Origin of the sequence: Collinsella sp. TM05-38, assembly GCF_003466445.1 — a bacterium.
Taxonomy (GTDB): domain Bacteria; phylum Actinomycetota; class Coriobacteriia; order Coriobacteriales; family Coriobacteriaceae; genus Collinsella.
On record NZ_QSPM01000002.1, the window covers coordinates 1 to 11802 of the forward strand.

At 61.7% G+C, this 11802-nt stretch carries 10 protein-coding genes and 1 other RNA gene; 1 reads left to right on the plus strand and 10 read right to left on the minus strand.

Translation table 11 applies throughout. The features are described from left to right. Positions 1-308: 308 nt before the first annotated feature. Positions 309-672, minus strand: a transfer-messenger RNA (tmRNA) gene (gene ssrA / locus DXD49_RS00925). A gap of 237 nt (positions 673-909) precedes the next feature. Between ssrA and DXD49_RS00930 the strand changes: the two genes are divergently transcribed. After that, complete coding sequence (locus DXD49_RS00930; protein WP_117793970.1) at positions 910-1344, plus strand: hypothetical protein; 435 nt, start codon at positions 910-912, stop codon at positions 1342-1344. A 58-nt stretch (positions 1345-1402) separates the two neighbouring features. On the opposite strand, the gene DXD49_RS00935 is transcribed toward DXD49_RS00930, so the two are convergent. From DXD49_RS00935 to DXD49_RS00970, 9 genes are all read right to left on the minus strand, one after another. After that, positions 1403-1918: a PIN domain-containing protein gene (locus DXD49_RS00935; protein ID WP_158550205.1), complete on the minus strand. Its 516-nt coding sequence runs from the start codon at positions 1916-1918 to the stop codon at positions 1403-1405. Then, positions 1915-2268 carry a hypothetical protein gene (locus DXD49_RS09615; protein WP_158550206.1) on the minus strand — a complete coding sequence of 118 codons (354 nt, stop codon included), beginning with the start codon at positions 2266-2268 and terminating at the stop codon, positions 1915-1917. The genes DXD49_RS00935 and DXD49_RS09615 overlap by 4 nt, the downstream gene beginning before the upstream one ends. A gap of 139 nt (positions 2269-2407) precedes the next feature. Then, the gene (locus DXD49_RS00940; RefSeq protein WP_233541710.1) at positions 2408-3649 is read right to left on the minus strand and encodes an HAD-IC family P-type ATPase; all 1242 of its coding nucleotides are present in this window, start codon (positions 3647-3649) and stop codon (positions 2408-2410) included. A gap of 120 nt (positions 3650-3769) precedes the next feature. Continuing rightward, a complete protein-coding gene (locus tag DXD49_RS00945) occupies positions 3770-3973 on the minus strand; it encodes a DUF6110 family protein (RefSeq protein ID WP_117793972.1) in 204 nt (67 codons plus the stop codon). A gap of 482 nt (positions 3974-4455) precedes the next feature. After that, complete coding sequence (gene gatB, locus DXD49_RS00950; RefSeq protein WP_117763615.1) at positions 4456-6132, minus strand: Asp-tRNA(Asn)/Glu-tRNA(Gln) amidotransferase subunit GatB; 1677 nt, start codon at positions 6130-6132, stop codon at positions 4456-4458. After that, a complete protein-coding gene (gene gatA / locus DXD49_RS00955) occupies positions 6132-7646 on the minus strand; it encodes an Asp-tRNA(Asn)/Glu-tRNA(Gln) amidotransferase subunit GatA (protein ID WP_117793973.1) in 1515 nt (504 codons plus the stop codon). The genes gatB and gatA overlap by 1 nt, the downstream gene beginning before the upstream one ends. Beyond that, on the minus strand, positions 7646-7957 hold the full coding sequence (gene gatC, locus DXD49_RS00960; protein WP_055287082.1) for an Asp-tRNA(Asn)/Glu-tRNA(Gln) amidotransferase subunit GatC: 312 nt from the start codon (positions 7955-7957) through the stop codon (positions 7646-7648). The genes gatA and gatC overlap by 1 nt, the downstream gene beginning before the upstream one ends. Positions 7958-8260: 303 nt before the next feature. Beyond that, a complete protein-coding gene (locus DXD49_RS00965) occupies positions 8261-9178 on the minus strand; it encodes a class C sortase (protein WP_158564831.1) in 918 nt (305 codons plus the stop codon). A gap of 740 nt (positions 9179-9918) precedes the next feature. Then, on the minus strand, positions 9919-11688 hold the full coding sequence (locus DXD49_RS00970) for an isopeptide-forming domain-containing fimbrial protein (protein ID WP_158564832.1): 1770 nt from the start codon (positions 11686-11688) through the stop codon (positions 9919-9921). Positions 11689-11802 lie beyond the last annotated feature (114 nt).

The window sequence follows — 11802 nt, forward strand, 5'->3', positions numbered from 1 at the left end:
CTTTACGCCCGCGCCCTGCATAGAGTTCGATTCTCCGCGGTTTGGGGGGATCCGTTGATGCTGGGCGAGGCCAGCTGAGATTCGATAAACATCGCATCCATTTTGAGTCGTAAGTTTGCGCGGAGAATCCGCGTATTTGCTTCGCAAATCCGCACCGGCTTCGGCCGCCTGCCGGCGTCCTCGCCCGCGGGCTAAAAACGCTCACGCGTTTTCTTTACGCCCGCGCCCTGCATAGAGTTCGATTCTCCGCGGTACGGGCTGGAAATAAAAAGGCAGGTAGATACGAATATCTACCTGCCTATTACTTGTGGTGGAGGCGCGGAGAATCGAACTCCGGTCCACGAAAGCCCCCTGATTGGCATCTCCAAGCTCAGTCGCTGGTTTTGTCTCGGACGCTTTGCGCGCAGCGACACGCTCGCGGCGTCCTAACCGGTTCGGTCTTAGCCTGCGCCATACCGATTACGTGCGCAGGAGCATTCCCCTAAAATGACGTCGCGCCGGTGTCGGGGAAATCACCGGGTTGACGCGCCGCTATAAACTAAGCAGCGAGAGCCATAGGCTCAAAAGAAGAGTTGTTGTCAATTCAATTTGACGGTACCCCTGTTTAACGAGGCGAGGAGACCTCGGCTTGCTTCCTCTCTCAGAGCTATCGTGTCGAAACCAGTCGCCCCCGAATGTCGGTAAAGTCTGGATGGCATTGGGCACGAGTACCCAACAGCCGTCGACTTTTCAAGGAACATACGGGGCGAGCCCCGCTTGTGAAGTGCTATGTTACCACGTTCTCAAGGAAGACAGATGTTCTATCCACGAGCTGTGAAGACCCCAATGTGCGCTGTACTTCGCACTTTTGCTACCGATCGCGTCACGTATATTTTCGCCAAGCACAATTGACCCGTCGAAAGGACCGTTATGGATACCAAGCAGCAACTCGTCAATGCCCTCGCAGGCCTGGGCTCAACCATTACCGAAGCTATGGATGTCATCGAGGGCTTTGTCCCCTGCGGACATCCCGCCCTCACGGTATCGAACGCACTCGTCGCGCTGGACGCTGACGATGATGCAGCTCTCGCCCAGCAGCTTGAGACCGTCGAGGACTTTATCGACCACGTGAGTGAGAACCGCGGCGTGGCCGCCTACCACGGCATCGAAGTCGAGCTCGCGGGTCCCAAGGCTGATCTGCTCGCAGCAATCCGCGAGGTAGGCGCCCTCATGCAAACCGCAGGCGTCAAGAACACCCAGGTCAACGAGTGGGTCTATCGCAGTCTGGCAGTACTCGACAGCTCCGACGAAAAGGCAGCCGAGCAGCTCGCAGAAAGTCCCGCCATTAAGGCCGAGCTTTTGTAAATAGCAGACGCGGGCCCCTTGGATCATCGTCGTCCAAGAGGCCCGCAAGCAGTTCGCGTCAACCGATAGCCGCGCCGCCGCGTTTGGCCAAAGCAAGAATCGGCATCATTTGACGAGGTGTCTTTGCTGCAAGATCGGCATGTTCGAGCAGTTTGCGATCGTTAGTTACCAAGTAATCAACCTGCGCGCGCTTGCATGCGGCGAGCACCAAGTTGTCCTCGTAATCGCGATGGAGCGTCAGATATTTGTTGGCCAGCCAAAGATCCGACGCATCTGCACCCACGGCCGTGGCGTTTTCGGTCATATTTCGAACAAACGCCAGCGCCGCATCGCCAATCGCGCGGGCAGAAGCCTCGTCGAGCGCTCCCCCGCTGGCAAGAACGCTACGCTTCAGCTCGTGTTGGACAACGTACAGCACGTCCTTAGCGATATGCACCGGAAAGAACAGCAACGCCCCCGTCTCCATCGCCCGCCCAATAAACGCACGCGCGGCAAGCGACTCGGCATGGTCGACGCAAAACGAATCAACCCATACGTTGGCATCCACCATTATTTTGAGGGGAGCCCCGCTCACACGATCATCCCCTTTTGGCGATAGCGCTCGTCCATGGCTTCCGAATAGATTGTGTCCCAATCGCGATCGTCGGATACGTGCGACGTAGCGATGCCCAGGTCCGCGTAAAGCTGATCCGCCGCCGCCCATGATGCGGCGAACGGAGTATCGGGCGCGACGGTCTGCCGCCGGTCGTCGACGGCCGCAAGCACTTCCTCGCACTGCCCGCCACCCTGCGCGACCTTGGCCACCACCTTTTTGATGAGCTCAGGCAGTGACCTGCCCGAAAGCTGCAGCGCTTCCTCGGCGCGCTCTTTAACCGAGCGATCTACGCGAACATTCACCTGCGCCATGCTGCCAACGGTAGCCATCTCAACCTCACCTTCAGAACTTACTAGCAGTGCTAGCACGATCATATATCTGAGCTAACATCTCGTCAAACAAAAGAAGGCCTGCACCCTGGCGGCTGCGATGCCGCCAGGGTGCAGGCCATATACTCAATCGAAAACGCTAACGCAGGTACGCCTTTGCGTTGCCCAGGCTGTAGGCGATCGTTGAGCCGTTGTGCAGCAGTGACGACGTCTGCGGAGTGATCCTGCCGATAATACCCAATGCCAACAGCGCCGAGTTGGTGAGCATCACCTTAGAATAGGAACTCGTCAGACGATCAATGAGGCCCTGGCTCATGCGGCGCAGGCGCACGAGTGCGGCGAGATCCGTGTCGGCCAGGATGATGTCGGCGACCTCCTTGGCAGTGTCGCTTCCACCGCCCATGGCCAGACCCACATCGGCCAGGCCCAGCGCCGGTGAGTCGTTGACGCCGTCGCCCACCATGGCAACGTGGCGCCCCTCGCGCTTAATCCGCTCCACATAGGCGTACTTGTCCTCGGGCAGCAGCTCGGCCTTAAACTCGTCGACACCCGCCTCGCGCGCAATGCGCTCGGCCGTGCGCTCGGAGTCGCCCGTAAGCATAACGACATGTTTGACGCCCAGCGCATGCAGGTCGGCGATGGCCTCACGGACCCCGGGCTTGAGCGGATCCTCGATGCCGAGCACGCCGACAACCTTGCCGTCGACCGCCAGATACAGCGGCGACAGGCCCTGCATCTGGGACTCGATTTGCTCCTTAATGTCGGAATCGAGCTGCGCACTCTCGTCCTCAAACACAAAGTGCGCGGAACCGATGATGGCGCGACGCCATTCGATGGACGAAGCGATGCCGTGCGCCACGATGTACTCAACGGCGGCATGGCGCTCGCGGCGCTCGAGCCCACGCTCGCGAGCAGCGTTGACGACTGCGCGCGCTGCCAGGTGGGGGAAATGCTCCTCCAGGCAGGCAGAAAGGCGCAGGACCTCGTCCTCGCTCCAGCCGTCGGTCGTCAGCACGCAAGCCAGGCGCGGCTGCACCAGCTCATGAAGGGCAGCGCGCAAAAATGCGATGTAACCGGCCACGACAAACACCGCACGCAGAGGCGTCGGCAAGAACCAGCGGCGCGCGTAGTGGACCCCGATAAGTGTGGCAAGATCCATGACGAGCTTGTGCTTGCGTGGCTCAAGCTGCATCACGTAACCCGTCTTTGCGTCGGCAATGGCCTGGGCATCGAGCGCACCGACGGCGGCCAGCACGGCATCGCGGTGCGGCTCATCGTATTCGAGTGCCATCTGGCCGATGCGGCCATAAACGCGCACCTTGTGCACGCCGTCGATATCGCCGCTAAGCTTAAGAAGTGCATCGAGATCACTCTCTGGCACAGGACCCGCCAATTGAAGACGGGTCCTGCCGGGGATCTCACTCATAATCGAGAATCTCATAGTTTGTGCCTGGGAGCGTTACTCGGCTGCCTCGTCAGCAGCGGCCTCGCTCTGGGTGATTTAGGCCGCCTCGGCAACCATGTCGTCGACATTAGCCTTGGCCTGCTCGACCATGTCCTGGTAGACGTTCTTGATGCGCATGCCGCACGCGATACCCTGCACGCAGGCGTTCTTGACCGGGGCGCTGGTGAGCAGCTTGATGCCGTCCGTGCCGAGCAGAAAACCGCCACCGACAAGCAGGGTATTGAACGTCGACTTCTTCATGTTGCTTCTCCCTTTTGCCGCATTGGACGCGGCACGGTGCCTCAGCACCCGAGTAAACAAGTTTGCTTGAGCACACTTTTAGAAAATAGTTTAGTTCATCTAACTATTAAGGTCAACATAGGTTAACTTTTTGGAAATCTTGGAGTCCAAATTCCATTCAGCCCACCTGACCCGAACGGCCGAGTCGTCACGGAACCCGGGAGCCCCGGCAGGGCGGGTGCTTCCTCAAAATGATTTCCCTTCAAAACAATGGGCGTGCCGACGGCACGCCCATTCACTCTATTCCATTCAGCCACCTGACCCGAAAGGCCGAGTCGTCAGGGCGGGGAAGGCCATCGGGCGGGCGGGGCCCGGGCCTTTGCTCGCAACGAGTTCCGCACGCAAAGGAGGCGCCAGTGGCGCCTCCGTCTTGCGCAGGACTGTCCGAAGTTGAGAGTAAAGGCCCGGGCCCTGCCCGCCCGATGGCCTTCCCTGCCCGTGTGCTACGCGAGCGCCTTTCTCAGCAACTCGTTGAAGAGTTTCGGGTTGCCCTTGCCGCGGCTCGCCTTCATGCACTGGCCCACCAAAAAGCCGATGACCTTCTGGTTGCCGTCACGATACTGCTGCGCCTGATCGGCGCAGTTTGCCAGCACCTCGTCCACGATCGGCTGCAGCGCGCCGGCATCGCTCACCTGACGCATACCGCGCTCGTCGACGATCTTGTTGGGGTCGTCGCCAGTTTGGGCCATGGCCTCAAAGACCTCGTGCGCCTGGTTGGAACTGATGGCATCGGTCGCCAGTAGCTTGGCAAGCGCTGCCACCTGGGCCGGCGCGATGCCGGACTCGGCCAGCGAGACGCCCACGCTCTTAAGATAGGCGATCATCTCGTTGACCAGCAGGTTTGCGACCGTCTGGGCCTCCTTGCCGGCCATACCGGCAGCGGCGGCCTCAAAGAAGTCGGCAAACTCCGGGTCGCCGGCAATCTGCTCGGCGTCGGCCGCCTTAATGCCAAAGTCGGCCTCAAAACGGGCGCGCTTGGCATCGGGCAGCTCGGGAATCTCGCCACGGCAGCGATCGATGAACTCGTCATCCAGATCGAACGGCGCCAAGTCGGGGTCGGGGAACAGACGATAGTCGTCGGCCGTCTCCTTGACGCGCATGACCACGGTGCGCTTGCGGCTGGGCTCCCAGTGGCGGGTCTCCTGGTAGATGATGCCGCCCTCCTCGAGCACCTCGGCCTGACGGCAGATCTCGTAGGCAAGGCCGTCGTGCAGGCTCTTAAACGAGTTGAGGTTCTTGAGCTCGGTCTTGGTGCCCAGCTTGGTCTCGCCGCGGCGACGCAGGCTCACGTTGCCGTCGCAGCGCATGGAGCCCTTCTCCATGGAGCAGTCGGAAATACCCAGCGTCACAAAGATGCGACGGAGCTTTTCCATAAACAGGCGCGCCTCCTCGGGCGTGCGCAGATCGGGCTCGGTCACGAGCTCAATCAAAGGCGTGCCGCAGCGGTTGTAGTCGACGAGCGACTCAGCCGCGGCGGTAATGCGGCCCTCGGCGCCGCCCACGTGCACCATCTTGGCGGCGTCCTCCTCCATGTGGATGCGCAGGATGCGGATGGGCACCGTGTAGGAACCGTCCTCGCGACGCTCGGGCATCTGCAGGTTGGAGGCATCGTAGCTCGCCAGATGGCCGGCGCGCTGATTGCCCTCGCGCATCGTGGAGGACATGGACGTAGACAAGCCCTCGGCATTGGCCGAGGCGCTCGCCAGGCTCTGGGCCTCGGCCTCGCCAAACGCGCAGTCGGGGCGCTCGGCGGCACCGCGACCGGTCACGTCCAGATCCAGATGACCGTACATGGCAAAGGCGACCGGGCCCTGCGTGGTCTGGAAGTTCTTGGCCATGTCGGGATAGAAGTAGTGCTTGCGGTAGAACATCGAGTGGCGCTGGATCTCGCAGTTGGTCGCGAGACCGGCCTTGACGATGCTCTCGATGGCGCGCTTGTTGGGTACCGGCAGGGCGCCGGGCAGGCCCAGGCACACCGGGCACACGTTGGCGTTGGGCTCGTCATCGTGGCTGAGCTTGCAGTTGCAGAACATCTTGGTATCGAGTGCGGTGAGCTCGGTATGGATCTCCAGGCCGATCACGGCCTCCCAATCCTGCAGGACCTCGGAGAGCTCCTTCATTACAGCTCGCCTCCCTTCCCGGCAAAATCGGGCGCGACGGAAAGCGCGGGCGCACCCGTGGCGGTATCGGCAAAGCCGCGCTCCAGGGCGCGGGCAAACGTGAGCAGCTGACGGTCCTTAAACGCCGGACCCACCAGCTGGGCAGAAACGGGCAGCTGAGTATCCTCGCCCAGGCCCAGCGGCACCGAGATACCGCCGTTGCCGCAAATGTTGAGCGAGATGGTGTACAGGTCGGAGAGGTACATCTGCGTGGGGTCGCTGATCTCGCCAAACTTAAAGGCCGTGCGCGGCGAGGCGGGCATAAGGATGGTGTCCACCTTGGCATACGCGGCGTCGTAGTCCTGCGTGATGAGCGTGCGAGCCTTTTGCGCGGCGTAATAGTACTTGTCGTACACGCCCGAGCTCAGCAGGTAGGCGCCGAGCATCTGACGGCGCTTGGCCTCGGCACCAAAGCCGTGGGCGCGCGAAAGCGAGCTCTGGTCGGACAGGTTGGCGCAGCCCTCCTCCTGATAGCCGTAGCGAATGCCATCGAAACGGGCCAGGTTGGAGAACGCCTCAGCCGGGCCGATGACGTAGTAGGCGGCGATGGCGGCATCCAGATGCGGCAGGTCTACTTCCACCAGCTCGGCACCCTGGTTCTGCAGCTCCTGTGCGGCGCGCTGAACAGCGGCCTTGACCTCGGGCGTCAGGCCCTCGGCCTCCATAAACGCGGGGATGATGCCCACGCGCTTGCCCTCGACGCTGTCGTTGAGATGCTCGGTAAAGTCGACGGCGCAATCCTGGCTGGTGCAGTCGTACGGATCGTGGCCCGCGCCGGTAAGCGCGTTCATGGCCAGCGCGACATCCTCGACCGTGCGGCCAAAGGGTCCCACCTGGTCGAGCGACGAGCCAAAGGCAACCACGCCGTAACGGCTCACGGCGCCATACGTGGGCTTAAAGCCCACCACACCGCACAGCGACGCCGGCTGGCGGATGGAGCCGCCGGTGTCCGAACCCAGCGAGAGCGCGACCTCGCCCGCGGCGACGGCGGCAGCGGAGCCGCCCGAGGAGCCGCCGGGCACGCGCTCGGTATCCCAAGGATTGTTGGTGCGATGGAACGCCGAGCTCTCAGTGGAGCTGCCAAAGGCAAACTCGTCCATGTTGGCCTTGCCCATGGGCAGGCAGCCGGCATCGAGCATGCGCTGGACGCAGGTAGCGGTATAGACGCTCTGGTAGTCCTCGAGCATACGGGAAGCGCAGGTGGTGCGCGTACCCACGAGGTTCATGTTGTCCTTGATGGCCAGCGGCACGCCCGCGAGCGGGGGCAGAGCCTCGCCAGCGGCGCGACGGGCGTCGATTTTGGCGGCGGCCTCGAGCGCAAGCTCGGGCGCCACCTGCAGGAATGCCTGGACCCCGCCCTCGCGCGCCTCGATGGCGGCAAGAGAGGCCTGGGCCACCTCGGTAGCGGTAAAGTCACCGGCGGCAACGCCCGCGGCGATCTGGGCGGCGGTAAGGGAATCGAAGCTCTGCGCCATTACTCGCTCTCCCCCTCTCCCAAAATGGACGGCACACGGAAGTAGCGGTCGCGCGCGCTGCCAGCGTTTTCGAGCGCAACGTCGAGCGGCAGGTCGCGCTCGGGCTCGCGCAGGTCATCGCCCATCACGTTGGACAGGCTTCCGATAGGATGGAACGTGGGCTCCACGTCGGGCAAGTCATATTGCAAGACGGGCTCGAGCATCTGGACGGCGTCATTCAGGTAGGACGTCATCTGGGTGAGCTCGTCATCGGTCAGTGCGATCTTTGCGTACTCGGCGATGCCGCGCACGTCTTTCTCGCTGAGTGCCATAGGCGCTCCCTTCCGCATAACAGTTAAACCGCTCTAGTATACAGGGCAACGCCGCTTGGAGCAGGTGCTTTACCCAAATGCAGCGAAAACGTAACGAGGGCGGCGGTTGGCAGGCGGCAGGCTGGCGGTTCTGCAGCGAAACCGCACCGTCCATAGTGAAAACCGTCCCGCCCACAACGAAAACCATCACAACATTCGACGCTTTTCGTCAAAATCGCGATTTTCATCGAATGTTGTGATGGTTTAGAAGTCCCGACCACCACAAAGGTGCCTGTCCCCTTTGTGGTGGTTCTGGAGAATGTCTTATGCCGAGGCCTTGGCCTTGCGGCGCTTGCGGACCGCGTTGATCACGATGTCCAGCAGCAACAGCACAATGGCCACGACCACGATGAGCACGGCAAACTCGCGCTTGCCCCAGTGGCGGCCGGCCAGCGACTTTTGCTTGTCGACGTCCTTCTTGCTGTACTTGGTGCGCACGCAATGCACCAGCAGGCGATGGTCGTTCACGCCATAGGGCGTGCAGGTGACGAGCGTCACCTTGTCGGCGCCGGGCTCGATGGTCAGCGACTCCATCTCCTCGGGCAGCACGACCTCGGAGTCCACCATCTTGTAGGCGAGCGTCTTGTTCATGGTGTGCAGCAGCACCAGGTCGCCGGGCTCCAGCGAGTGAATGTCGTCGAACATGCTCAGGTTGCGCATGCCCGAGTGCGCGGTGAGCACGCAATGCGTCGAGGTGCCGCCAACCGGCAGGCTCGTGCCCTCCAGGTGGCCGACGCCCGCCATGAGGACTTCCTCGCTCGTGCCGTGGTAGATGGGCATGCTCACGCCGATGGAGGGGATCTCGACCCAGCTCATCATGGGGTCGCGGTCAAAGATGAGCTGCTGGGCATAGGGCTCGATCTGGTCGGCGGGAAGCTCGGTGGCCTCGCCCGCCAGCTGCTCGTTAAAGGAGCGCGCCTGAAGCAGAATGCGCTCGCGCTCTTCGGCAGACAGCGCGTCCACGGTGCTGGACACCGTGCTGATCTGATTGAACACGCCCGAGGCCTCGAGCCGGTCCAAGATCCACGGCCAGGTCATAAGGCCCACGCCAATAAGGATGATAACGATGGTGATGAGCCGATCGGCCCAGCGCGGCAGTCGCTTGCGACGGCGTTTGGACTTTGGTTGAGGTTTGGGCTGAGGGCTTGAGCCACCGTTGGCCGCGGCGTTATTGCTCTTCATATGTTTGGCGCCCTGCACCATCGCCGGTCACTCCTCTACAACTCAAGTTGTTTAAGCAAATAATAGCCGATTAACGAGCTTCCGCGCCGGACAACGCAGCTAGACAGCATTGCGCAGCGCGAGCATAGGCCAGCATTTGAGTTTTCAAAATGTCCCGAATCGGCGGGGCGATTCGGGATACAATAGCTACAGGAAACGACGCACCCCGCGTAAGTACTTAGGAGCGCGGGCGACCAGTTTCCGACGTTGTTAAATGCCCGGGCCTCTAACCCCGGGCATTCTTATTTGCGCTTGTTACGGCGCAAATGCCTTCTACCGTCCGCACCGCGCGTGCGCCTACGGACCTTAAACCGAACCTCATACGAGTCAAGAAACGCGATGACGAACGAGCCCACCGCCGCGAGGGCGGCGAGCGCGTTAAGGAATTTCAGCATTTGGGGACCTCCGATCGAGTCGTCGGCCGCCCGCGCACGGGATGCGTCGCAAGGGTATTTTACTGCGAGCACTCGCACTTACAGCTGGTAAACGCAATATTTGCAAACATCTGTTCGATATTCATACGCTTGATACATCGGGCAATGGAGCCTGGCTGCGTTATCCCAAAAAGAACGGGGCAGACTCCAGTGCGGAGTCTGCCCCGAAAAGAGAATGGCAAAGCAAGAACGTCGATGGACGAGAAAAGTGTCCGCAAGTCTCATGGCCATCACATCCCACCTGCCAAAGGGATGGGTGAGCGAGCGTTACTCCTGCTCGGACTCCTCAGCCTGCTTACGGCTGCGGATGAGGTGAGCCACGCCGATGCACAGCACCGCACCACCAGCAATCCAGGTGAAGGTCACGCCGTTAAGACCGGTCAGCGGAAGGCCCACGGACTTGGTGTTGCCGACGTTGATGGTGACCTCACCGGCGGCGGCGTTGGTGCCGGTGTCATCCGTGCCGGTCAGCTTGTTGTCGCCGGCAGTGCCGTCGAGCGTGCCGAAGGCGATGTCGGAACGGCCCTTGTCGGACTCGGAGACATCAGCCGAGAGGCCCGTCACTTTCATGGTCGCATCGTCGTACTTCGGGGTGATGGTGAAGGTGAAGGGGTCGGCCTTGGTGTAGGCATCGCCGGGGGCCTGGACCTCGGTCACTTTGTAGGAGCCGGCGTCAAGGCCGGAGACGGCGATCTTGCCGTCGTCGCCGGACGTGAACTTCACGTACTCGGGGAGTTTGCTAGCGTCGGCAACGGTCACGAGCTGGCCCGCGACGACTCCTGCGGCGGCGTCAGCCTTCGAGGCGACATACTGCCCCTGGGTGTTCGCGTCATCGGACTGGATGGCGAAGACAGCGCCCGCGAGGCCCTCCTCGGTGCCCTGGTCGACCTTGTTGAGGTTGAGCTTGAACGCGAAGTCGGCGACGGTGTCCTCGATCGTCGTGCCCGTACCCTCGGCATACGGGTTGTTTGAGTACGTGAGCGTAACGGTGTTGGGGTTGCCGCCCTTGTTGCCGTCAGTTGCGTTGCCGATCACGGCGCTGCCGTTGAGCTTGGCCTTGTAGAAGACGACGATCTTGGTATCTGCGGTCACACCGTCAACGTCCTTGAGGCCCTTCTTGCCATCGCCGACCTTGAACTCGACCGTCAGCTTGTTGGCGTCCCAGGCCACGTCGTACTTGCTCGCATCAATCGGAGAATAAGTGCCGCCGTTCACCGCGTACACCTCAACCGAGCCGTCGACATAGTCGAGGCCGCCGGAAAGCACGTCCGTGAACTTGTAGGCATAGGTGCTGAAGGTGGCGTAGTTGCTGGCGATGGTGCCGGTGAGCTTATAGTTCACCTCCTGGCCGATCTGGGAGTCGGCGACGTCCTTCCATTTGTCGGAGCCCTTGATGTCGCTGGCGACGGCATCCGCGTCGTCGAGGACCTTCTTCTCGACCGTGGGAACACCCTTCTTTGGCGTGACGGTCGTCGTGCTTTTGCCATCGATCACGGCGTAGACGGGAGAGGTGAACGCGTCGGTCGAGCTGCCGTCAGGAGTGCCGGCGGCAGCGGTGAGGAACAGCCAGTAGCCAGCGTCGAGGCCGGAAAGGGACGGGCTGCCCGCGGACGTCGTCTCCCAGCCGGACTTACCCTCCAGGTTGGCGGCGATCAAGCTCAGGACGTTGTCGCTCGCGACTTTCGAGTCGGTGCCGGTAACCCCGGTGTTGGCGTTCAGCCAATCGGCGGCATCCTGCGCGTGGTCGCTGGCAAAGGACGTGTCCTTCGCCTTGATGGCGTCCAGCACGGCTACCTTGGCATCGTCGCTGGCCCACTCGATGTTGCTCAACGTCGCGGCCCCTCCGGTCGTCACGACCGTCGCCTTGAAGATCTTGATGCCCTTATAGGTCGTGGACTTCGCGTAATCGCTGTCCACGAATATGACAGTCGACCCGCCCTCAGCAAACGCCATCGTGACCGGGGCCATCACGCCGCCGAAGCTCAGCGCTGCGGTGAGGCCGGCGGTTACTGCCAGGCGCGCGATGTTCTTGCTCATGCTCATCTTCTTTTCCTCCGTTTTCCGGTTGGTTCTTATTCGATCGGTCATCATCTGTCTGTGTCTTAGCATCTACTTCACTACGTCTCGCCCCGCTCTCTGTGGGGCTGCCAG

Coding starts and splice junctions, on each gene's coding strand:
- DXD49_RS00930 (WP_117793970.1), top strand. CDS start 910: ATGGATACCAAGCAGCAACTCGTCAATGCCCTCGCAGGCCTGGGCTCA.
- DXD49_RS09615 (WP_158550206.1), bottom strand. CDS start 2,268: ATGGCTACCGTTGGCAGCATGGCGCAGGTGAATGTTCGCGTAGATCGC.
- DXD49_RS00945 (WP_117793972.1), bottom strand. CDS start 3,973: ATGAAGAAGTCGACGTTCAATACCCTGCTTGTCGGTGGCGGTTTTCTG.
- gatB (WP_117763615.1), bottom strand. CDS start 6,132: ATGAAGGAGCTCTCCGAGGTCCTGCAGGATTGGGAGGCCGTGATCGGC.
- gatA (WP_117793973.1), bottom strand. CDS start 7,646: ATGGCGCAGAGCTTCGATTCCCTTACCGCCGCCCAGATCGCCGCGGGC.
- gatC (WP_055287082.1), bottom strand. CDS start 7,957: ATGGCACTCAGCGAGAAAGACGTGCGCGGCATCGCCGAGTACGCAAAG.
- DXD49_RS00965 (WP_158564831.1), bottom strand. CDS start 9,178: ATGAAGAGCAATAACGCCGCGGCCAACGGTGGCTCAAGCCCTCAGCCC.
- DXD49_RS00970 (WP_158564832.1), bottom strand. CDS start 11,688: ATGAGCAAGAACATCGCGCGCCTGGCAGTAACCGCCGGCCTCACCGCA.